Source organism: Phyllobacterium pellucidum, from assembly GCF_013327855.1.
In the GTDB taxonomy this organism is placed as follows: domain Bacteria; phylum Pseudomonadota; class Alphaproteobacteria; order Rhizobiales; family Rhizobiaceae; genus Phyllobacterium; species Phyllobacterium pellucidum.
Window position 1 is genome coordinate 161,774 of record NZ_JABUMX010000003.1, and the last position, 21,658, is coordinate 183,431.

A 21,658-nucleotide genomic window follows, 5' to 3' on the forward strand; every position below is an offset into this window, starting at 1 on the left:
TTTGGAAGCCCACGGCCCTGTGACGTTTGGCTTCATCTCTACCAATCGGCTCCGGACCGGCTTGCCACATCGCTCGTGGCTCCAGTTTTGCGCCCTCTAGTTTAGGACAAGAAAGATGAAAGCCAAGATTCATCCCGACTATCACACGATCAAGGTCGTCATGACCGACGGCACCGAGTACCTGACGCGCTCCACCTGGGGCAAGGAAGGCGACACGATGAACCTCGACATCGACCCGACCACACATCCGGCATGGACCGGCGGTTCGCAGCAGCTGACCGACCGTGGCGGCCGCGTTTCGAAGTTCAAGAACCGCTTCGCCAACCTCGGCATATAATATTTCCCATCCAACGGGATTTAAAAGCGGCCCCGCCAAGCGCGGGGCCGTTTTTCTTTTGTCGCGCGGCAAATATGGGACTCGGCGAATTTGACAAGGACTTGATTCGCCAATAGCTTTTTCCAAACACCCAGCCGACTTCAAAGGGAGGACTGCCCGATGACCGACGTAACAACAGGTGTAGGAACCGCATCGGCCACTCCGGTCGAGCCAAGTCTACACCGGGTCATGGGACCCTGGCTGCTGCTTCTCTTCATCGTCGGCGATATTCTCGGCACCGGCATATATGCGCTCACGGGGCAGGTCGCGAAGCAGGTCGGCGGCGTCGTATGGCTGCCTTTTCTTATTGCCTTCATCGTCGCGGTCGTGACGGCGCTGAGTTACCTTGAACTCGTCACGAAGTTTCCGAAAGCGGCGGGGGCTGCGCTCTATACGCATAAAGCTTTCGGCATTCATTTCATCACCTTCATCGTCGCATTCACCGTCATGTGCTCGGGTATCACCTCGGCATCGACAGCCTCGCGTGCCTTCGCCGCCAATCTCTCCGGCGCATTCCAGCTCAATCTCGAAAGTGGGATCGGCATTTCGCTCGTGGCCCTCACCTTCATGGCCGTCGTCGCCGCAGTCAACTTCCGCGGTGTCGGCGAGAGTGTGAAGGCCAATGTCGTGCTGACGGTAGTAGAACTCACCGGTCTCCTGATCATTATCTTCATCGGCCTGATGGCGATTACCGCCGGCCAGGGCGATGTCTCGCGCATCACGCAATTTGCCACAGCACCTGATTCAAGCGTGTTCTGGTCGGTCATGGCCGCCACCACACTTGCCTTTTTCGCCATGGTCGGGTTCGAGGATTCCGTCAACATGGCCGAGGAATGCAAGAATCCGACCCGGATCTTCCCGAAGGTGCTGCTTGCCGGTCTGTTAATCACCGGCATCATCTACGTTCTCGTCTCGATATCGGCAATCACCCTCGTCCCGCCGGCAGAACTTGGCGAAGGCGAGACGCCGCTCCTCAAAGTGGTGCAGGCGGGCGCACCGAATTTCCCGCTTTGGATATTCGGCTTCATCACCATGTTTGCCGTTGCCAACAGCGCGCTCATCAACATGCTCATGGCTAGCCGCCTCGTTTATGGCATGAGCCGGGAGCATGTCTTGCCGCCGCTCTTCGGCAAGGTGCATCCGGCGCGCCGCACGCCCTATCTTGCCATCGCCTTCACGACGCTTCTCGCATTCGGGCTGATCATGTTTGTCGGCGAGGTACCGGCGCTCGGCGGGACGACGGCGCTGCTCCTCCTCTTCGTCTTCACCATCGTCAATATCGCGGTGCTCATCCTGCGGCGCGAGACGGTGGACCACGATCATTTCCGCACGCCGACCTTCCTGCCCGTCGTCGGCGCCATCTCATGCGCTTTCTTCGCTGGCCCATGGACCGGGCGCGATCCGGTTCAATACAAGATCGCCGGCATTCTCATCGGCGTCGGTGTTGCCCTGTGGGTGATCACGGTCCTCATCAACCGCGCAACCGGCGTCAAGCCCGTGGAACCCACCATGGAGACCCTCGGCGGCGACGGCCCCATGAACTGACGACAAAAAATCCCGCCAGCCTTGCGGCTGACGGGATCTGATTGTTGCACCGAAAATGCGATCAGGCCGCGCTGAGCTTGGCCAAAACCTCGTCGCTCACTTCGAAATTGGCATAGACGTTCTGAACGTCGTCATCATCGTCGAGCGTCGCGAGAAGGCGCAGAACCGACTGTGCTTTCTCTTCGTCGACCGGCGCCATGGTCTGCGGCTTCCAGATCGCCTTCACGGACTCTGCTTCACCAAGGGCACTTTCCAGCGCCTTGGAAACTTCGCCAATGTCCTCAAAGGCGCACAGGATGACATGGCCGTCCTCGTCGCTCGAAACATCATCGGCGCCAGCCTCGATGGCGGCTTCCATGACCTTGTCGGCGCTGCCGGCTTCCGGCTTGTAGGTGATTTCTCCGACGCGGTTGAACATGAAGCCCACCGAGCCGGTTTCGCCCATCGCGCCGCCCGCCTTGGTAAAGGCAGCGCGAACATTGGAAGCCGTGCGGTTGCGGTTGTCCGTCAGTGCCTCGACAATCACGGCAACGCCGCCCGGGCCATAGCCCTCGTAGCGGACTTCCTCGTAATTGTCGCCCTCGCCACCGGCCGCCTTCTTGATGGCGCGCTCGATATTGTCCTTCGGCATGGACTGCGCCCGGGCATTCTGGACGGCCAGACGCAAACGCGGGTTCATTGTCGGGTCAGGCAGACCCTGTTTGGCAGCGACGGTGATTTCGCGCCCGAGCTTGGAGAAGATTTTCGACCGAACGGCGTCCTGGCGCCCTTTGCGGTGCATGATGTTCTTAAATTGTGAATGGCCTGCCATGGCACCCCTGCGTGCTTTGCTACGTTTGCTGATGTTTCACGTCAGGGCCCTGCAATTTGACGCTGCGGGCTGCACCTAGCGGAAAACATGCTGCTGGAATGGCGCCCTTATAGGGAAAATCCTATCGCGCGTCCAGCCACACGAGAAGCAAAGCTTGCATCCGGATCATCGTGTCAGCCGCACGCCTGAAAAGTTAGTCCGCGAAATGTCCGAGCAGAGGTTGAACCACTCGCAACCACCACACGCGTCGCGTGTCGTGCCCTTTTTGAACTCCCGGCGAAATGTCGAAAGCAGGGCAGCATCAAGTTCGATCGTGTCGCCGTTTTTCACTTGCCGCCCCAGCAATCTGCTCACTGCCGCAGCGGCTTTGGGGTCGCGCTCGCGAACACTCGCCCACAGGCAATGCGGATCTGCATCGCCAAGCAGAGGAGCGCAGACATCGTCCGCCCCCTCGCTCAGTTCTATGGCGTCGCCCGCCACAAGCCGCTTGATGACCTCGTCATAATTGGCAGTGAACGCCTCGCTGTAACCCTTGCCGACATAGGTCAGCATGCACAGGAGATGGTGCGGGCGAAGCCTGACCGTCAACCGAGGCGAACCATGACCCCTGAGCGGCGCAAGGCTTCAATAACGGCGGCTGCCAAAGCCGACTTCAGAATGCCGCCGACGATAAATGGTGCGACGCCCGATACCCATGCGGTTTCAAGGCCGAAAAGGTGGACGAGCCAGGAAGCGCCGAGCACGAGGCACAAGGCGTTGCCGAAGAGCATGACCGCGAAGGACGACCACGGATTGCGGGTCAGACCGCGCTCGGCGAGATAGCCGACAAACGCCGCAACGACCGGGAACGCGAAGAGATAGCCAGCGGTAGGACCGACGAAGGGTGCGAGCCCGAATGCGCCGCCCGCGAGAACCGGCATGCCCATCATGGCTTCAATCAGCCAGGCGATGACCGTGAGGCCCCCGAGACGCCAACCGTAAAGGGCGCCAACCATCGTGACCGCAAAGGTCTGCATGGTTACCGGTACCGGTATCATCGGCACGGAGACCCAGGAACTGACGGCAAGGAATGCCGTGCCTATAAGAACAGCGAGCGCCTTATAGACCAGCGGCCGGTTGGCGAGCTTCAGCGGAACGAAAGCTTCGGTAAGTGTCGTATTCATCAACGTTCAGTCCTTGTTGTCAGAAATTCCGGGTCAGCATGGAGCAAGGTCAGTGGCTCTTCTTCCTCCTTCGCCGCGCCAGCATGTTAAGCGCTTCGACGAGAGCCGAGAAGCCCATTGCCGCATAAATGTAGCCTTTCGGTACATGGAAACCAAACCCGTCGGCGATAAGCGTCATGCCTATCATCAGGAGGAATCCGAGGGCAAGCATGACTATAGTCGGATTGGCGGCAATGAACCGCGACAAGGGCTCGGCTGCGAGCAGCATCACTGTAACCGCCGCCAGAACCGCGATGACCATGATGGCAATCTCGTCGGTCATACCGACCGCCGTGATGATCGAATCCACCGAGAAGACGAGATCGAGCAAAAGTATCTGCATAATCGCCGCGCCCATGGAAAGAGTTACGGTCTTGCCGATGACATCTTCCTTGGCATCTTCATGATCGACCGTATGGTGAATTTCCTTCGTCGCCTTCCAGACAAGAAAGAGACCGCCGGCGATCAGGATGAGATCCCGCCAGGAAAAACCATGTCCGAAGGCTTCGAAGACAGGTTCCGTCAACTGCACGATGATCGAAATCGTAAACAGCAGCACCAGGCGCAAGATCAGCGCAGCGCTGATGCCAAGGCGACGGGCCCGGGCCTGCTGCTCTTTCGGCAGTTTATTGGTCAGAATTGAAATGAAGATGAGATTGTCGATGCCGAGGACGACCTCCATCACCACAAGCGTGACAAGGGCAATGAGCCCCTCGGGCCGATAGATGAAATCGAAATGGGAAAGTAGCGCTTCCATGGGGGTCGTTCCTGTGTTGCTGTTGGCCCGGATGGTGCAAAATCAAAGATAATAGATGTTCTGAAGTCTATTGGATGCGCAGGTGGTGTTGGCGCCTCGCAAGATCAACTCATTTCCAGAAGGAGGGGATCGTCTCCTCCAGGCGCGGCCCGATGCGCAGCGGCGCAATTTTCTCGGCAAGGCCGGTCCTGTCTGAAATTTCGACACCGACGCCGCAAATCGTCGCCTTGCCGCTTGCCGCCTCGAAACGTCCTTTCGGCACTTTGGAAAGGAAGCGGTTGAGCGGTTCCTCCTTGTCCATGCCGAGGGAGGAATCGTAATCACCGCACATGCCGGCATCGGACATATAGGCAGTGCCGCCATTGAGAATCTGCGCATCCGCCGTCGGCACGTGGGTGTGCGTCCCGACGACGAAGCTCGCGCGGCCATCGACGAAATGGCCGAAGCACTGTTTTTCGCTCGTCGCCTCGGCATGAAAGTCGAATACCGCCGCATCGGCCTGTTCGCCGAGCGGGCAGGCAGCAAGGATTTCCTCGGCGATGGTAAAGGGGTCATGCAGGTCCGGATGCATGAACACCCGGCCCATGATATTAGCGACAAGGACGCGGGCGCCGTTCTTTGCAATGAAAAGCCCCGACCCCTTGCCCGCCGTTCCGAGCGGAAAATTCGCGGGCCGCAGGAAGCGCTCTTCGCGTGCGGCAAAGACCAATGCCTCGCGCTGGTCCCAGACATGATTGCCGGTGGTGACGACATCCGCGCCGGCATTGATCGTATCGTGGAAGATTTCTTCAGTGATGCCGAAGCCGCCCGCGGCGTTCTCGCCGTTGACGATGGTGAAATCGAGCTTGAGGTCGGATATAAGGCCGGGCAACTGTTCGTACACAGCTGTTCGCCCCGACCGGCCCACCATATCACCTAGAAAAAGTAATCTCACTTACACATCCCGGGTCGGCCGCCACCCTTGGCGAGCCGTGCATCATCGAATGGATTTATCCGTCCGATTGATACTGCGCAACCCGCTTTCCGTCAGGATGGCTTCGAGCGGCATGTCATGCGGCTCGTCCGGCACGATTTCCACCTCCTGGCAGTCGAACGCCACGCCGACGAGGCGCGGATTTAGCCCCTTATCCTCAAGCCTGGCGATTGCCCGGTCGTAATAGCCGGCGCCATAGCCGATGCGGTGTCCACGCGCATCAAAGGCAGCGAGCGGTACCAGCATGAAGGTCGGATCAAGCACGGCGGCCTCCGCGGGCGGTCCGGCCGTGCCAAAACCGGTCTCGACCATGGGCGCGCCGCGCACGAGTTCGCGAAACAGGATCGTCTGTTTGTCGATGATGACCGGCAGGCATAGCCGGGCGCCGCGTTCACGCAAACCGAAAAGCAGCGGCCGCAAATCGACTTCGGACCGGATCGGCCAGAATCCCGAAACGATGGCGTCGGCATCAAGGGCGAAGGAAGCGAGACCGATATCGGCAATGCGCATCGACCCCTCGATACGCGTCTCGGTTGTCAGCGCGTCGCGCCGCCCGAGCGCCTCGAGGCGAAGTTTTTTCTTCAACTCTTTGATGGGGGAGTGATGCGTCACGGCAAGACTTTGATGGCGTGAAAAACAAAAGTGGCGTCCACACAACCGATGGAGAAGTCGATCCCGGGAACCTACAAAGTAGGTGGGCGCCGTGTGAAGAGGCCCACGGGCCTCCTCAGGGACAGCTCCCTAAGGGATCATTAAGGCCCCGGGGAATATGTCTCTCCTGTCGAGAAGCGCAGAGCGCCAAGCCGAATATAGGACGGCGCGCGCAATTGCACCAGTACCGTCCCCGGCTAATTTCAACCTCTTGCCCCGACGCTGCGCCATCCCTAATCTCGCGGGCTCACGAAAGGAATGAACATGCGCTTTGAAGGCACGGCGGCCTATGTGGCCGACAAGGATCTGATGATTGCGGTGAATGCGGCGATCGCCCTGGAGCGTCCGCTGCTCGTCAAGGGCGAACCCGGCACCGGAAAGACCGAGCTGGCGCGCCAGATCGCGGCGGCGCTCGGGCTGGATCTCATCGAGTGGAACGTCAAATCGACGACGAAAGCGCAACAGGGACTATACGAATATGACGCCGTCAGCCGCCTGCGCGATTCCCAGCTTGGCGATGCCCGCTTCAACGACATTGCCAACTATATCAAGCCCGGCAAGCTTTGGGACGCATTCACCGCGCCGAAAAAGGTCGTTCTCCTCATCGACGAGATCGACAAGGCGGACATCGAGTTTCCGAACGACCTCCTGCAGGAACTCGACCGTAACGAGTTCTTCGTCTACGAAACCGGGGAGACAATCCGCGCTGCCCATCGGCCGATCGTCGTCATCACCTCCAACAACGAAAAGGAGCTGCCGGACGCGTTCCTGCGGCGGTGCTTCTTCCACTATATCCGCTTCCCCGATGTCGAGACCCTGGCGAAAATCGTCGAGGTCCATTATCCCGGCATCAAGCAAAATCTGGTCCGCGCCGCACTGACGCAGTTCTATGAGATCCGCGACGTTCCGGGCCTGAAAAAGAAGCCGTCCACCTCCGAGGCGCTCGACTGGATCAGGCTGCTTGTCGCCGACGATATAGCGCCGGAAGATCTGCGGACCGACCCGAAGAACATGCTGCCGAAACTGCACGGCGCATTGCTGAAGAACGAACAGGATGTCCACCTTTTTGAACGACTGGCCTTCATGGCGAGGAGACAGGGATGAGCGTTGAAATCCGCCCTTTGGCGAAATCAGACGAGGCCGAGTGGCGGCGGCTGTGGACCGGATACCTGACTTTCTACGAGACGACGGTGCCGGAAGAAGTCTACCGGACAACCTTCGAGCGGCTTACGTCAGGCAATGACCACGAGTATCGCGGCTTCATTGCCGAACTCGATGGCAAGCCGGTCGGCCTTACCCACTATCTGTTTCACCGCCATTGCTGGAGCATTGAAAACGTCTGCTATCTGCAGGACCTTTTCGCCGATCCGGAGGTGCGAGGCAAAGGCATTGGCCGCGCACTGATCGAGGCTGTGCACACGCAAGCCACGAAGGCAGGGGCGCATTCGGTCTACTGGACGACCAACCAGAACAATGCGACAGCGCGGCAGCTCTATGACCGTATCGCCAAGGTCACGCCCTTCATCAAATACGTGAAGACTGTCTGATGTTCATCCCCTTCTTCCTTGAGCTGAAGGCGGCGCGCATTCCCGTTTCATTGCGGGAATATCTGACGCTGCTCGAAGGCTTGGAAGCGGGACTCGTCGACTATGATGTGGAAGGCTTCTACTATCTAGCCCGCTCCGCGCTCGTAAAGGACGAGCGCCACATGGACCGTTTCGATCAGGTCTTCGGACATGTCTTCAAGGGCATCGAAGCGTTAGGCGGCGAAGACGGCATCAATATCGCCAATCTTCCCGAAGAGTGGCTGCGCAAGCTTGCGGAAAAGCATCTCAGCGAGGAAGAAAAGAAACTCATTGAGGCTCTCGGCGGCCTCGACAAGCTAATGGATACACTGCGCCAGCGGCTTGCAGAGCAGAAGGGCCGGCACCAAGGCGGCTCGAAATGGATCGGAACCGCTGGCACCTCGCCTTTCGGCGCCTATGGCTATAACCCCGAAGGCGTGCGCATCGGCCAGGATGAGAGCCGACATCGGCGCGCCGTCAAGGTTTGGGACAAGCGCGAGTTCAAGAATTTCGACGACAGCGTTGAACTCGGCACGCGCAATATCAAGGTGGCGCTCAAGCGCCTGCGGCGTTGGATTCGCGAGGGTGCCGACGACGAGCTCGACCTTTCCGGCACAATCCAGTCTACCGCCGAACATGGCTATCTTGATGTCATAACCCGTCCAGAACGGCACAATCATGTTAAATTGCTCATGTTTTTCGACGTCGGCGGCTCCATGGACGAGCACATCAAGGTCGCCGAAGAATTGTTCTCCGCAGTGCGATCGGAATTCAAGCACATGGAATATTTCTACTTCCACAACTGCCTATATGAGGCGGTATGGAAGGACAATCGCCGCCGCCACACGCAAAGCATTCCGACCATGGACGTGATCCAAAAATATGGACCGGATTACAAGGTCATCTTCGTTGGCGACGCGGCAATGGCCCCCTACGAAATCTCGCATGCGGGCGGCTCGGTCGAGCACTGGAACGAGAAGGCCGGTGCGGCGTGGCTCGGGCAGGTACTCGACCAGTGGAAGAACGCAGTCTGGCTCAATCCGACCAAGGAAAGCTATTGGGATTATACGGCTTCGACAGCCATGATCCGCACGATTTTCGCGCACCGGATGTATCCGTTGACACTGGCGGGTCTCGAAGCGGCAACCCGCGAGCTTTCACGCCGGCATTGAGCCGAAAACCCGGCCATCCCATGCAATCCAGCGATTTTGTTGACATCCCGTCAAACCGCTCGTATTAGTCAAGTCATCAGATGACTTTAGGACTTTCCCATGCAGCCCGCTGCGCGCACCAATCTTGCCGAAACGGCAGTTAATAATATCCGGGCGGAAATCACCGCCGATCGCTGGAAGGTTGGCGACCGCATTCCCAACGAGGCCACGCTTGCCGACATGCTTGGCGTCAGCCGCGGCACCGTCCGTGAAGCTGTGCGCGTGCTCGTCGCGCAAGGCTATCTCGAAACGCGTCAGGGATCGGGGACCTTTGTTCTGTCCGTTATCGACACGGATGAAAGCCTGCTGCGGATGCGGCGCACCGGGTTGCGCGATCAGGTCGAGACCCGCTGTGCGCTCGAGGTCGAGGCGGCAAGGCTCGCTGCGGCCCGGCACAGGCCAGAAACGATAGCGCATCTGCGGCAGCTGCTCGCCAACCGCGGCGATTATGATCCGGCCGATCATGATCGCTATGTTCAGCGCGACCTCGCCTTCCATAAGGCCGTCGTGGCTGCTTCGAATAATCTCGCCTTCGTCGAGGTCTACGAGTTTTTCTCCGCCTCGATTCAGGAAGTCATAAAGGCGACCGTGACGGGCGAACTTCCGGAACCCGACATGGCGGCGCACCTCTCGATCGTCGATGCAATTGCTTCCGGCGATCCCGACCTTGCCGCGTCGACGACACGGGCTTTCATGGCTCCCATCCTGGATGAAATTGACCGGTTGCTTGCATCATGAACCACATGCCATCCAAATCCCGCGCTGAGGCGGCCATCGGCGATCAGCTGATCAACGCCGAAGCCGACAGCGTGCCGGAGCCGCGTGCGCCGCAATTTTCGAGCCGCAGCATCGCCATTGTCACCGGCCTCAGCCTTGTGCTCATCGCATTCAACCTCCGTCCGGTGTTTTCAAGTGCATCGGCCCTTTTGCCCGAGATCATCGCGCAGACCGGACTGTCGTCCTTCGGAGCTGGCGTCTTGACGACGCTCCCCGTCGTTTGCCTCGGCATCTTCGCGCCACTCGCGCCGAGGCTGGCCCAGCGCATTGGCGCAGAACGCACGCTGCTCGGCGTGCTCCTGCTCCTTGCGCTCGGTACTGCGCTGCGCGGCCTGCAATCCTTGCCCTTCTTGTTCATCGGTACCGCCCTTGCCGGCGCCTGCATTGCTATCGGCAACGTCTTGCTGCCGGGACTGGTAAAGCGCGACTTCGCCAGTAGCACCGGCCTGATGACGGGTCTCTACACGATGGCGCTTTGCGCCGGAGCCGCAACCGCGGCAGGCTTCACCCTTCCCCTGCAACGCATGCTCGGTGGCTCCTGGTCGCTCGCGCTCGGCGCGTGGGCCCTGCCGGCACTTGTTGTGGCTGCAATCTGGTTCCCGCACGCCTTCTTCCGCAAGGTCCGTACCAAGCATGCGGGCTTCAAGGTTGAAGGATTATGGCGCGACCGTCTCGCCTGGCAGGTCACCCTGTTCATGGGACTGCAGTCCGCCCTCGCCTATTGCATTTTCGGCTGGCTGTCGCCGATCCTGCGCGAGCGCGGCATGGATGGTGTAACGGCTGGCCTCGTCGTTTCCGTCTCGGTCATGGTCCAGGTCTTTGCCTGCCTTTTCGTGCCCTCCATCGCCGTCCGCTGTAAGGACCAGCGCGGCGTCAACCTTGCGCTCATTGCACTTGCCATCACCGGGCTGATGGGTTTCCTCTTCGCACCGCTATCGACCGTATGGGTTTGGGCGGTCCTGCAGGGGCTTGGACAGGGTGGTCTCATCGCCATCGCCATGACGATCATCGTCCTCCGCTCGCCCGATGCGCACATAGCCTCGCACCTTTCGGGGATGGCGCAGTGCATTGGCTACATGCTTGCCGCCGTCGGTCCGCTGCTTGTCGGCCTGATCCACAGCGTCACGGGCAGCTACGCCGCGACTGCTATCCTGTTCGTACTATTGGGCATAGGCGTAGCCTTTTTCGGCTGGGGCGCGGGCCGCGCCGCGCATGTAAACGCACGGACTATCGCAATTTAACAATTTCGGCATAGTATGCTACCAAGGTCGGAACCAACCGTGTTCCCCGGCATTTGTTGCGTAGCCGAAGGAGTTGAGTATTGGCGCCACGTGCGAACTGGAAAGGCTATCTTAAAGTAGCGGAGCTGAGTTGCCCCGTGAGCCTTTATACCGCCGCGTCGACATCCGACCGCATCGCCTTCCACACCATCAATCGCGCCACCGGCCACCGGGTGATGCGACAGTTTATCGACAGCGACAGTGGCAAGCCGGTGGAAAAAGAGGACCAGGTCAAGGGATACGAAGTCGGCTCGAACGACTACATCGTCCTTGAGCCGGACGAGGTGGCAGCGGCCGTTCCCGAAAGCGACAAGACGCTCAATGTCGAGGCATTCGTGCCTATGGATGAGATCGACGATCTCTACTTCGACAAGCCCTATTATTTGACGCCCGGCGATAAACATGGCCAGGAGGCGTTCGCGCTCATCCGCGAAGGTCTGAAAGCCAAGAAAGTTGCTGCTTTTGCGCAGACCGTCCTCTTTCGCCGCGTGCGCACGCTGCTGATACGGCCGGACGATGCCGGGCTGCTCGCGACGACATTGCAGTTCAATTACGCGGTGCGCTCCGCCAAGGAAGCATTCGACGACGTGCCCGAGATGAAGATCAAAGGCGAAATGCTCGAACTTGCCAAGCACATTATCGATACCAAGCACGGCACGTTCGATCCCTCGAAATATACGGACCGTTACGAATCCGCGCTCGCGGAACTCGTCAAGGCCAAGCTCGAGGGCAAGGCGATCCCGGTTCGCAAACCCCAGAAGTCGGAAAAGGTTGTCGATCTCATGCAGGCACTGCGCGAAAGCGCCGGCATGACGGCAAAGAAGGCCGCACCAAAGAAGGCGGCGGGTACCAAGGCAAAGGCCGAACCTGCAAGGCGCAAAGCAAGCTGAATCTGGGTCTGATCGATGGTTGCGCTCGAAACCTACCGGAAGAAACGCAATTTCAAGACCACGCCCGAACCCAAGGGCCGCAAGGCGGCCAGTGCCGGGAACAGCTTCGTCATCCAGAAACACGACGCCACACGGCTTCACTACGATTTCCGCCTGGAGATGGACGGTGTTCTCAAGAGCTGGGCGGTGACGCGCGGTCCGAGCCTCGTTCCCGGCGAGAAGCGACTTGCCGTTCATGTCGAGGATCATCCGCTCGAATATGGCGACTTCGAAGGCACCATCCCCAAGGGCGAGTACGGCGGCGGCACGGTCATCGTTTGGGATAGCGGCACCTGGACACCGGTATTCGACGAGCATCGGGGCTATGCCAAGGGGCACCTCGAATTCGAACTTCATGGCAAAAAACTATCGGGCCGCTGGCATCTTGTCCGCATGCAGGGCCGCCCACGCGAAAAACGCGAGAACTGGCTCTTGATCAAGGGCGAGGACGACGCTGCGCGCATGCCGGGCGATCCAGACATTCTTGCCGAAAAGCCGGAATCGGTGAAGACCGGGCGGGAAATTGGCGACGTAGCCGGCGAGGCTCCGGGATGGTCTTCCAAGACTGGCAAGATCGACAAGAATGCCCCGAAAGCCCGGGCCGCAAGGAAAGCAGCGGCGCCAGCTATCGAGGTGAGTACGCCCGATCCCTCGACTATCAAAGGCGCGAAGAAGGCGAAGCTCCCTGTTTTCGTCGAACCCGCCCTGGCGTCGCTTTCAACTAAGCCGCCATCGGGGGAACGCTGGGTTCACGAGATCAAGTTCGACGGCTACAGGCTGCAGGCGCGGATCGAGGCTGGCCGCGTGAAGCTTCTCACCCGTACAGGGCTCGATTGGACCAAGAAGTTCGGCAAGGAAATCATCGCCGCGCTGCAGGAACTTGCGGTCGGCACCGCCTTGATCGATGGCGAACTCGTCGTCGAAGCTTCCGCCGGAGCCTCCGACTTTTCTGCGTTGCAGGCAGATCTCAGCAGCGACCGCACGGATCGATTTATCTTTTACGTCTTCGATCTTCTCTATCTAGACGGTTATGACCTTCAGGCTCTGCCACTCCTCGAACGCAAGGCGGTGCTGCAGAAGATCGCCGGTGGCAACACGGGCATGGTGCGGTTTAGTGAGCATTTCGAAGGCGACGGCCAGAACATACTCTCCCATGCCTGCCGGCTCAGCCTTGAAGGCATTGTTTCGAAACTGCGCGACGCGCCCTATCGCTCGGGCAGGGTCAAGAGCTGGATCAAGGCGAAATGCTCGCAAAGGCAGGAGTTCGTCATCGCCGGCTATGTCCCTTCGACGACATCGCGCAAGGCAATCGGCTCACTCGTCATGGGCGTTTACAATGGCGACAAGCTCGAACATGTCGGGCGTGTCGGCACCGGCTACAGCACGGCCGTTGCCGAGGATCTTTTTCGTCGTCTTGAGCGTATCCGTCAGCCGGAAAGCCCGTTTGTCGCGCGTCTTGCCGCCGATGCGGCGCGTCAGGTGCGCTACGTCAAGCCACAACTCGTCGCCGACGTCGAGTTCCGCACCTGGACGGCCGACAACAATCTGCGTCACGCCGCCTTCCGCGGCTTGCGCGAGGACAAGCCGGCGCACGAGGTTGTCCGGGAGACGCCCAAAATGAATGGACAGGCAAAACCGCAGAGGTCCACCGTGAAACTCACGCATCCCGATCGCATCTACTGGCCCGACCAGGGCGTAACCAAACAGGGACTGGCGGATTATTATACCGAGGTCTGGCGCTATATCTCGCCCTTCATCGTCGGGCGGCCGCTGGCGCTGCTGCGAAGCCCGGAAGGCATCACCGGCCAATCCTTCTTTCAGAAGCACGCGTGGAAAGGGCTCAATCCGAGCATCGTCCTGGTGAACGACCCGACGGACAAGGATGAGGAGCCGTTGATCAGCATCAAGGATCTGGACGGGCTGATCAGCCTCGTGCAAGCCGCTGTGCTCGAAATCCACCCTTGGGGTTCGACCGTGAAGGATTGGGAACGTCCGGACATGATCATCATGGATCTCGATCCCGGCGATGGCGTTCCGTGGGAGCAGGTCATAAGGGCGGCAGAGGAAACGCGCGAGCGGCTGGAACAGGCGGGCCTGAAGGCGTTCCTGAAGACCTCCGGCGGCAAGGGCCTTCATGTCGTCTCGCCGCTCAAGCCGAAAGCGGCATGGCCGGAGGTCAAGGCGTTTACCAAGGCGATTGCAGATTCAATGGCTGCCGACAGTCCTGGACTTTACGTCTCCACCATCACCAAGGCAAAGCGCACCGGCAAGGTCCTCATCGACTACCTGCGCAACCAGCGCGGCGCAACGGCGGTCGCACCCTATTCGACGCGGGCACGAGCAGGCGCGGCCGTATCGATGCCGCTGGAATGGAGCGAGCTCACCCCGGGAATTGGACCCGCCTACTTCACCGTCCTCAACACGCCGACGCGTATCGCCTCGTACAAGGCCGACCCCTGGGTCGATTTCCGCGCAGCAGCGGCGCCGATCGAAAAGCCGAAGGGAACGCGCGCGAAGAAGGCCTAGAAAGCGGCTCTAGTCGATTTCTTCGGCAATAAAGCCAGCTGTCTGGCGATTCCACAGGCGGGCAAACAAGCCGTCAGTCGCCACGAGTTCGTCGGGCCTTCCCTCTTCGACGATGCGCCCCTGATCGAGCACGACTATTCGGTCCATCATGGCAATCGTCGAAAGGCGATGCGCAATGGCAATCACCGTCTTCCCATCCATCACGAGATTGAGCTTTTCCTGGATTGCGGCCTCGGACTCGCTGTCGAGCGCGGAAGTCGCCTCGTCCAGGATCAGAATGGGGGCATTTTTCAGGAGAACGCGCGCGATGGCCACGCGCTGGCGCTGGCCCCCGGAGAGCTTGATGCCGCGGTCGCCGACGAAGGCGTCGTAGCCCTTGCGGCCCTCACTGTCGGAGAGATCAGCGATGAAGCCATCGGCACTCGCCATCTTCGTCACCCTTTCGATCTCGTGCTGGGCCGCATCCGGCCGGCCATAGCGGATATTGTCGCCGACCGAACGATGCAGCAGCGCGACATCCTGGGCGATGACGCCGATGCTCTGACGCAGGCTGGACTGCGTTACGCTGCGGATGTCCTGGCCGTCGATCGATATCGCGCCATCCTTGATGTCGTAGAAACGCAGGAGCAGGTTTGCGAGCGTCGTCTTGCCGGCGCCAGAGAGACCTACGAGGCCGACCTTTTCGCCCGGCCGGATCGTCAGGGACAGATGGTCAATGACGGGTTTGCCCGACGCGTACGCGAAGCGGACGTTCTCGAATCGGATCTCGCCCCGGTCCACAGCAAGCTCGGCCGCCTCCGGCCGATCGGTGATTGTCGGCGGTGTCGTCATGACCGGCATGGCGTCCTTGATCGTGCCGATCGCCTGGAAGATCTGCTGGCCCATCTGCAGGAATGTGAATGTGTGACCGGAGAAGCGACTGAGAACGTAGACGGCGGCCGTGAACTCGCCGATCGTGACGAAGCCGTCAACGAGGCCGGTAAAGCCGATCCACAGGATCGCTAGCCAGTGCATCATGTTGAGGACGACGACGATGACCTCAGCAGTACGGTAGATCCGCTGTTCGCTCTGCTGCGCCTTGATCGCCTTGCCGATTATGCCTCTGATGGCACCGGCCTCGCTGTCTTCAGCGGCGAATTGCTTGACCATCTGCATATTGGCGTAAAGATCGGTGATGGCGCCGGAAATCAGGCTGCGACGCCGCGCGGAGCGCCGTGAGCGCTCGGTAAAGACGGGCGCCAGCCTGACGGCGAGCAATACGTTGAGCGTGATCCAAATTATGGACGGCAGCGCAAGCTGCCAGGAGAGCGCGCTCAGCAGAACAACGGAGCCGACCATCTGCATGATGAATCGCGGGATGGACTGGAAGGCGGAAATGACCTGCTGCTGCACGGCTGACGCCACCTGCTGCAGGCGCGAAGCGACCTGGCCGGCATAGAGATCGTGGAAGAAGGCGAGGTCCTGCCGCTCGACCGCCCTGTGGCCCTGCCATTGAATGGCAGCCGGCATGCCGATCCCAAGCGTATGCGAGTTCAGCGTATTGACGAAAAAAGACGCGATCGGGATGACGGGGAAAAGCATCAGGCCGAGGAAGATCAGCAGCATTCGGTCGTTGTGGAGGAAAGCGACAGCGCCCTGCTGTGTGACGCCATCGACGATGACAGAGAGGCCCCAGACGATCGTCAGGTTCATGGCCTCGATCGCCATGGTGCAGACGGCGAGCGTGATCAAGATGCCGCGAAACATCAGGACGAAGTGAAGAAGGACAGCCACTGGCCCCTTGGACGGCAGCGGCCTGTAGGGGATGTCGAGTGGCTGGATCAAATTCTCGAAGGGACGGTAGATTGCATCTGAAATTGACATGGCTCGATCGGACACCAGATGAGAAGGAGGGCGAAAACCTGAACCGCCGAATCGAGTGCCGTCCGGCCATAGTCTCAATCTATATCAGGGGCTTGGAGTTCCCCTATATTACGTCCGACATAGCTGTGCCGCCATTCAGTTCGATCGTCCAGACAGACCCTTGAATAATCTGCTGATCAGGGAAGGTGAACTTCGGACAGGAGCAGGATAATAGTCACCAGTCTGTGGATCGTAACAGCCGATGTCGTGGCGGTGCGCTGTTTCAACGATAAAGGCCAAAGCCTCCTGCAAACCGTCCCAGGTGAGGTGGAGCGACATGAAGTCGTCGGAGATCGTCGATTTTATCGGGCTGAACGTCCATATCGTAGCTCCGCCCTGAGGAGCGAGATCCGGATATCGCTTGAGAAGAGCATCCGCAAAGGCTTCAAGGCTCGGAGCGGCCTTTTTGTCCGTGCTTTCGGTTTTAGCATCCACCCATTCGTCAAAATTCGGATCACTAGGCGTCATGCCGGCGCTGGCAGCCCAACAATAAAAATCTGCTGACATATCAAACTGCCTTCTTGGCTCACGGCGTCAGCGATGGACGCCCAAATTGCTGATTGAAATCATTCATTCTAAAATTCGAAACCGTTCGTAGATAACAACAGAAATCGATCTTGCCTACCGTTTCTTCGTCGGCTTGCTGTCGCTCGCTATACTCTTGCGTAGCGCATCCATGATGTTGATGACGTTGCTGGGCGCCTCTTCCGTTTCCGCCGCCTTGGCCTTTGCCGGACGCTTCTTGCCCTTTTTCTTGGCCGCGATGATTTCGAGCAGACGGTCCTGCACCGGATCTTCGGCCATCTTCGGACCCCACGATTTGGTGCGCTCCTCGATGAGTGTCTGCACCAGTTTCATCAGTTCAGGATCGGTCTTGCCGGTAGGAATATCGCCGAAATAGGCGTCGCCATCGCGAACCTCGTCGCCATAACGGAGCGTCCACAGCACGATGCCGCGGCCGCGCGGCTCGATCATGACCGCCCGCTCGCGGCGATACATGACAAGGCGGGAAATACCAACCCTTCCTGTCGCCACCATCCCTTCGCGAATGACGGCAAAAGCTTCCTCGCCGACGGGATCATCGGGCGTCAGGTAATGCGGCTTGTCGTACCAAATCCATTCGATGCTTTCGCGCGGCACGAACATCTCGATGTCGATTGTGCGCGTGCTTTCGAGCGCGACAGCATCGATCTCGTCATCCTCGAGCACCACATATTCGTCCTCGCCGCGCTGATAGCCTTTTACCTGATCGTCCTCGTCGATAGCCTTGCCGCTGACGGAATCGACATATTGGCTGACCACGCGGTTGCCGGTCTTCCGGTTCAATGTATGAAACCGCACTTTTTCCTGATCGGTCGTAGCCGGAACCATCGCCACGGGACAGGTCACCAGAGACAGTTTCAGATAGCCTTTCCAGAAAGAACGAGGAGCCATGTCAACCTTTCCTTGCCGTCCAGCACGAAAGCTGCAAACAGCCGAATCGTTCCCGCATAGTAACTATGGCAGTTTCGCCGCCAAAACCTCAAGCTTGTTGATCTGAGGCGGACTGGCGAAAAGCTCATCCGCCCGCGCCATCAAAGCTGCAGCAACCTTGCCGGAAAGATGGGCATTCCGCGCGCTTTCATCCGGAAAGGCATCGAAGATTGCAAAGTTGCTCTTCCCCATCCGAATGCCGAACCAGGCGACGGTTCCCACTTCTTCGTTGACGAGCGGCAAGGCGGATTTCAGAAAGGCCGCGACCTCTTCTTCCTTGCCGGGTTTTGCTTCGAGCGGAACATAGAGAGCAAGTTTCGTCATGGTCATTCCTCCCTTGACTACGATGCGCGTCACTCGGCGCTGGAACAGTCTCGCCGCAATCACGTTTCTCGGCAATAGACATGTGGAGACGACGGTGAAGCGCGGATATGAAGATTATGCAGAAGAGCTTGGCCTGAAACTGGTCGATCCGGCAGATTTTACGTTAATCCGCACACCCTTTAAGAAGGGCTTCCGCTATAAACGGATCGACGGCAAGCTGCTTTCTCCCAAGGACGAGGCCCGCATCGTTGCGCTTGTCATCCCGCCGGCCTGGACCGATGTCCGTTGTTGCGGTAGCGCCAAGGGCCACATACAGGCTGTCGGGCAGGACGTACTCGGGCGCCGGCAATACATCTATCATCCGAAATGGGAAAACGTGCGCAACAGCATGAAGACCAACCGTTTGCTTGCATTCGGCAAGGCCTTGCCGCGCATCCGCAAACGGGTGATGCGCGACATGCGCAGCAAGCCGACATCCGGAAAACCACTCGCTGCCCTTGCCATCAAGCTGATCGACCAGAAGGCGTTTCGTGCCGGTCACGAAAAATATGCCAAGGATGGCGGCCGTGGCATCGCTTCGCTCAAAAGCACCGACCTCAAGATCGATGGCAATACTGCAAGCTTCGTTTTTGCCGGCAAATCCAAGAAAACCAATGAGATAACGATCAAGGATCCGTCTGCGGTCAAGCGCCTGAGGCTGTTGAAGCGTCGGGGACGGCTGTTCCAGTACAAGGACGAGAATCGCTGGCGAAAGCTTCATGCCGGCAAGCTCAACGAATATCTGCGCGAGATTTCGGGTTCGAAGGTCAGCGCCAAGGACTTTCGCACCTTCCACGGTTCCGCACGGGCACTGGCCTTCCTGGCCGGTATCGAGGCGCAAAGTGAATCGGCGCGCAAGCGCGCTGTTGCGGCGGCTATGCGCCATGTCAGCGAATTTCTGCGCAACACCCCGGCCGTGACAAGGTCGAGCTACGTGCACCCGTTGATAATCGAAAGTTTCAACGCTGGAGAACTCGGCGGGGCCTTGCTGCGATCGCCTCATCGAAAGGGTTTGAGCGGCCCCGAGACCGGCCTGATGCGGCTCCTCGAAGGCGAACGCTAGATGCCGGATATGTGTTCAAGGGCGTTTGAGAAATTTGGAACCGCAGGGCGCGATTCCGCATTGCGGTAAGTGGGCCGCGGAAAAGAGGAATAAATTCGATTTGCTGGCGCTCGGAAAATGCGCTTAGCTCACATCATGCCCAGCGGGAGGCGACCCGCAATCATGGATGTGTTCTCGCCTTATCTGAGGGAGCGTGTCATGGCCTTTTTGGAAATCGACAGACGCATATTTACGACCACTGATTGGGAAATCATGCAGCGCGCGCATAATCGCGCTTCGATTCTGCTAGATCGTTGCCCAAGGACCGATCCTCGGTGCAATGAACTTGCGCGAACCATTATCGCAATGTTCGAAAGCGGGATCCGCGACGAGGATGAACTGGCCGCAATGGCGGCAAACCGCGAACTGAGTTTTCTCGGTGCGCGCGGTCATTTCCAGAAACCCTTCCCGATCGGCAAAATCAAGCAAGGGTTGATGCCGGAGTCATTCACGGAACACTAGAGCCTTTACTCCGCTCGACAAGCAGCCGAGCGCCAAGGTCCGCCGCAGGTTCCGGGTAGGCGATTGCATAGCCCTGCAATGTATCGCAGCCAAGACGCCGCAACAATTTCGCGTGTTCGTTGGTTTCCACGCCCTCTGCGATCACTCCGATGCCGAGCGCCCGCGCTATTCCAACGATTGACCCGACGAGGCTCCTCTGCTCGGGCGAGATCGTGATTGGCATCACCAGGCGCCCGTCAATCTTCAGGCGCTTGGGTTTGAGTTTCAGGAGACCGATGATCGAGGCGTGTCCCGAACCGAAGTCGTCCACCTCGATGTCAATTTCCATTTGCTTCAGCAGGGAAATGTTGAGCAGGACCTCGTCTTCGAGCTCGTCGAGAAAGATCGTTTCCAGCAACTCGAACGAAATCGCATTGTGCGGAATCTGCAAAAGACGCAGCTGATTGATCAGCAACGGATCGGACAGGCGCGCCGCCGACGTGTTGACCGCAATGCGTGGCACCGCGATGCCGCTTTCCTGCCAAACCTGCCGGTCGCGCAACACTGCTTGCAGCATGGCTGCATCGAGATCGGCCATGAGGCCAAGCGTATTTGTCACCTTCAGGAAGGCCTCGGGGCCAAGCACGCCGCGCTTGGGGTGTCGCCAACGGGCCAACGCCTCTATGCCGACGATTTCACGTGACTCGGCATCGATCTGGATCTGGTAGAAGGGCACGAACTCGCCGCGCTCAAGGCCCCGCTTCACATGTTCAGCAATGCGACGGTCCCGCGAAAGTTCGCTTTTGAGGTGCGGCGCAAAGAATTCAACACGGTTGCGGCCGAGCTTCTTGGCGCGGTAGAGCGCGATATCGGACTCGGCGAGCAGTCCCGAGGCGTTGCCGTCATTGACCCAAGCGACGCCGATGGAGGCGCCGGTCTGCAGCAATGCTCCGCCGTGGGATACGCCCTGCTTGAGGAGGCGCACGATATGCTCCGCAACGACTTCCAGCTCCCGGATCGTCGCGAAATCCGAAAGGAGGATGATGAACTCGTCGCCGCCCATGCGCGCAACAAAGCCGCCTTCCGGGACGACAGAAGCGATCATCAACGCCGCCGACTTCAGCACCGCATCACCGGCGGCATGGCCCGCCGTGTCGTTTACCTGCTTAAAATAATCGAGGTCGACATGGAGCACGGCAAGGCGCTCCCTTAAGGGATCGTTCGACAGTTCGGCAAGATGCCTGTCGAAGAACCGCCGATTGGGAAGACCGGTCAGATAATCGTGCTCGGCAGCATATTCGATCTGAGCGGTGCTGGCTTCGAGGGCAAGCGTCCGTGCTTCGGCGATCGCCTTCTGGTTCGACAGTTCGCGGGTGAGCATGACATCGGCGGTCACGTCCCACTCGGCGCCAACGAACGTGCCGCTGCTGCCATCGTCGTAATAATGCGCCCGCGACCTAATGTGACGAATATCTCCGTTCGGGAGTATCACCCGGAACTCCGATACGTAGTCGCTCTTGAGCTCGGCGGCTTCATTGAAGTCCTCCATGGCTCTTGCCCGATCGTCAGGGTGAATCGCATTGATCCAAATTTCAGAGCTAACTCGTCGTTGCGTACCGCCGGTGCCATAGAGCCGGTGCATCTGTAAATTCCAGATCACCTCGCCGGTCTCGGCATTGTGCTCCCAGACGCCGATCTGCGATGCGTCGAGCGCTATTTCGAGACGACGAAGGATGTTTTGGAATTCTTGCTCTGATCGCGCCGGCTGCATCAT

General features: G+C 59.2%; 22 protein-coding genes and 1 other RNA gene. 11 read left to right on the plus strand and 12 right to left on the minus strand.

Annotated elements, in window-relative coordinates; genetic code table 11:
- Positions 1 to 115 precede the first annotated feature (115 nt).
- Together rpmE and HQ945_RS14055 are read left to right on the plus strand one after the other, a co-directional pair.
- Positions 116 to 337 (plus strand): 50S ribosomal protein L31, encoded by a 222-nt coding sequence (gene rpmE, locus HQ945_RS14050; RefSeq protein ID WP_027231246.1) that lies wholly within the window; start codon positions 116 to 118, stop codon positions 335 to 337.
- Between the two features lie 159 nt (positions 338 to 496).
- Positions 497 to 1,921: an APC family permease gene (locus tag HQ945_RS14055; protein ID WP_174208205.1), complete on the plus strand. Its 1,425-nt coding sequence runs from the start codon at positions 497 to 499 to the stop codon at positions 1,919 to 1,921.
- A 61-nt stretch (positions 1,922 to 1,982) separates the two neighbouring features.
- Here HQ945_RS14055 and HQ945_RS14060 read toward each other — a convergent pair whose 3' ends face one another.
- From HQ945_RS14060 to ssrS, 7 genes are all read right to left on the minus strand, one after another.
- A complete protein-coding gene (locus HQ945_RS14060) occupies positions 1,983 to 2,732 on the minus strand; it encodes a YebC/PmpR family DNA-binding transcriptional regulator (protein WP_027231244.1) in 750 nt (249 codons plus the stop codon).
- 165 nt (positions 2,733 to 2,897) lie between these two features.
- The gene (locus HQ945_RS14065) at positions 2,898 to 3,320 is read right to left on the minus strand and encodes a DUF1284 domain-containing protein (protein WP_174208206.1); all 423 of its coding nucleotides are present in this window, start codon (positions 3,318 to 3,320) and stop codon (positions 2,898 to 2,900) included.
- Positions 3,317 to 3,895 carry a biotin transporter BioY gene (locus tag HQ945_RS14070; RefSeq protein ID WP_174208207.1) on the minus strand — a complete coding sequence of 193 codons (579 nt, stop codon included), beginning with the start codon at positions 3,893 to 3,895 and terminating at the stop codon, positions 3,317 to 3,319. Before HQ945_RS14070 ends, HQ945_RS14065 begins: the two co-directional genes overlap by 4 nt.
- Positions 3,896 to 3,944: 49 nt before the next feature.
- Positions 3,945 to 4,691: a TerC family protein gene (locus tag HQ945_RS14075; protein WP_027231241.1), complete on the minus strand. Its 747-nt coding sequence runs from the start codon at positions 4,689 to 4,691 to the stop codon at positions 3,945 to 3,947.
- A 109-nt stretch (positions 4,692 to 4,800) separates the two neighbouring features.
- Positions 4,801 to 5,625: a TIGR00282 family metallophosphoesterase gene (locus HQ945_RS14080; protein ID WP_091921125.1), complete on the minus strand. Its 825-nt coding sequence runs from the start codon at positions 5,623 to 5,625 to the stop codon at positions 4,801 to 4,803.
- Between the two features lie 42 nt (positions 5,626 to 5,667).
- Positions 5,668 to 6,249, minus strand: a complete 582-nt coding sequence (locus HQ945_RS14085; RefSeq protein ID WP_246272685.1) for a 5-formyltetrahydrofolate cyclo-ligase — start codon at positions 6,247 to 6,249, stop codon at positions 5,668 to 5,670.
- 58 nt (positions 6,250 to 6,307) lie between these two features.
- Positions 6,308 to 6,464, minus strand: a non-coding RNA gene (gene ssrS / locus HQ945_RS14090) — 6S RNA.
- A 115-nt stretch (positions 6,465 to 6,579) separates the two neighbouring features.
- Between ssrS and HQ945_RS14095 the strand changes: the two genes are divergently transcribed.
- The 7 genes from HQ945_RS14095 (at position 6,580) to ligD (ending at position 14,603) form a co-directional block, all read left to right on the plus strand.
- Positions 6,580 to 7,419: an AAA family ATPase gene (locus tag HQ945_RS14095; RefSeq protein ID WP_027231238.1), complete on the plus strand. Its 840-nt coding sequence runs from the start codon at positions 6,580 to 6,582 to the stop codon at positions 7,417 to 7,419.
- Positions 7,416 to 7,862: a GNAT family N-acetyltransferase gene (locus HQ945_RS14100; protein ID WP_113281527.1), complete on the plus strand. Its 447-nt coding sequence runs from the start codon at positions 7,416 to 7,418 to the stop codon at positions 7,860 to 7,862. The genes HQ945_RS14095 and HQ945_RS14100 overlap by 4 nt, the downstream gene beginning before the upstream one ends.
- The gene (locus HQ945_RS14105; RefSeq protein WP_113281526.1) at positions 7,862 to 9,052 is read left to right on the plus strand and encodes a vWA domain-containing protein; all 1,191 of its coding nucleotides are present in this window, start codon (positions 7,862 to 7,864) and stop codon (positions 9,050 to 9,052) included. Before HQ945_RS14100 ends, HQ945_RS14105 begins: the two co-directional genes overlap by 1 nt.
- A gap of 99 nt (positions 9,053 to 9,151) precedes the next feature.
- Positions 9,152 to 9,829, plus strand: a complete 678-nt coding sequence (locus HQ945_RS14110; protein ID WP_174208208.1) for a FadR/GntR family transcriptional regulator — start codon at positions 9,152 to 9,154, stop codon at positions 9,827 to 9,829.
- Complete coding sequence (locus HQ945_RS14115; protein ID WP_113281524.1) at positions 9,826 to 11,109, plus strand: CynX/NimT family MFS transporter; 1,284 nt, start codon at positions 9,826 to 9,828, stop codon at positions 11,107 to 11,109. Before HQ945_RS14110 ends, HQ945_RS14115 begins: the two co-directional genes overlap by 4 nt.
- Before the next feature lie 80 nt (positions 11,110 to 11,189).
- The gene (ku, locus tag HQ945_RS14120; protein ID WP_027231233.1) at positions 11,190 to 12,038 is read left to right on the plus strand and encodes a non-homologous end joining protein Ku; all 849 of its coding nucleotides are present in this window, start codon (positions 11,190 to 11,192) and stop codon (positions 12,036 to 12,038) included.
- 15 nt (positions 12,039 to 12,053) lie between these two features.
- Positions 12,054 to 14,603, plus strand: coding sequence for a DNA ligase D (gene ligD, locus HQ945_RS14125; RefSeq protein WP_113281523.1), 2,550 nt, complete (start codon positions 12,054 to 12,056; stop codon positions 14,601 to 14,603).
- A gap of 9 nt (positions 14,604 to 14,612) precedes the next feature.
- Here the strand turns inward: ligD and HQ945_RS14130 are convergent, their stop codons facing one another.
- The 4 genes from HQ945_RS14130 to HQ945_RS14145 all read right to left on the minus strand — a co-directional run bounded on the left by HQ945_RS14130 (position 14,613) and on the right by HQ945_RS14145 (position 18,302).
- Positions 14,613 to 16,466: an ABC transporter ATP-binding protein gene (locus HQ945_RS14130; RefSeq protein WP_113281522.1), complete on the minus strand. Its 1,854-nt coding sequence runs from the start codon at positions 16,464 to 16,466 to the stop codon at positions 14,613 to 14,615.
- Positions 16,467 to 16,601: 135 nt separating this feature from the next.
- Entirely contained in the window at positions 16,602 to 17,012 is a 411-nt protein-coding gene (locus HQ945_RS14135; protein WP_113281521.1) for a hypothetical protein, read from the minus strand.
- Between the two features lie 114 nt (positions 17,013 to 17,126).
- Positions 17,127 to 17,939 (minus strand): non-homologous end joining protein Ku, encoded by an 813-nt coding sequence (ku, locus tag HQ945_RS14140; protein WP_113281520.1) that lies wholly within the window; start codon positions 17,937 to 17,939, stop codon positions 17,127 to 17,129.
- A 63-nt stretch (positions 17,940 to 18,002) separates the two neighbouring features.
- Complete coding sequence (locus HQ945_RS14145; RefSeq protein ID WP_113281519.1) at positions 18,003 to 18,302, minus strand: putative quinol monooxygenase; 300 nt, start codon at positions 18,300 to 18,302, stop codon at positions 18,003 to 18,005.
- Here HQ945_RS14145 and HQ945_RS14150 point away from each other — a divergent pair.
- Both HQ945_RS14150 and HQ945_RS14155 read left to right on the plus strand, forming a co-directional pair.
- The gene (locus HQ945_RS14150) at positions 18,301 to 19,404 is read left to right on the plus strand and encodes a DNA topoisomerase IB (RefSeq protein ID WP_113281518.1); all 1,104 of its coding nucleotides are present in this window, start codon (positions 18,301 to 18,303) and stop codon (positions 19,402 to 19,404) included. The two genes, HQ945_RS14145 and HQ945_RS14150, sit on opposite strands and share 2 nt — an antisense overlap.
- A gap of 198 nt (positions 19,405 to 19,602) precedes the next feature.
- Complete coding sequence (locus HQ945_RS14155; RefSeq protein ID WP_174208209.1) at positions 19,603 to 19,905, plus strand: hypothetical protein; 303 nt, start codon at positions 19,603 to 19,605, stop codon at positions 19,903 to 19,905.
- Here the strand turns inward: HQ945_RS14155 and HQ945_RS14160 are convergent.
- Positions 19,892 to 21,655 (minus strand): putative bifunctional diguanylate cyclase/phosphodiesterase, encoded by a 1,764-nt coding sequence (locus HQ945_RS14160; RefSeq protein ID WP_174208210.1) that lies wholly within the window; start codon positions 21,653 to 21,655, stop codon positions 19,892 to 19,894. The two genes, HQ945_RS14155 and HQ945_RS14160, sit on opposite strands and share 14 nt — an antisense overlap.
- Between the last annotated feature and the right edge of the window lie 3 nt (positions 21,656 to 21,658).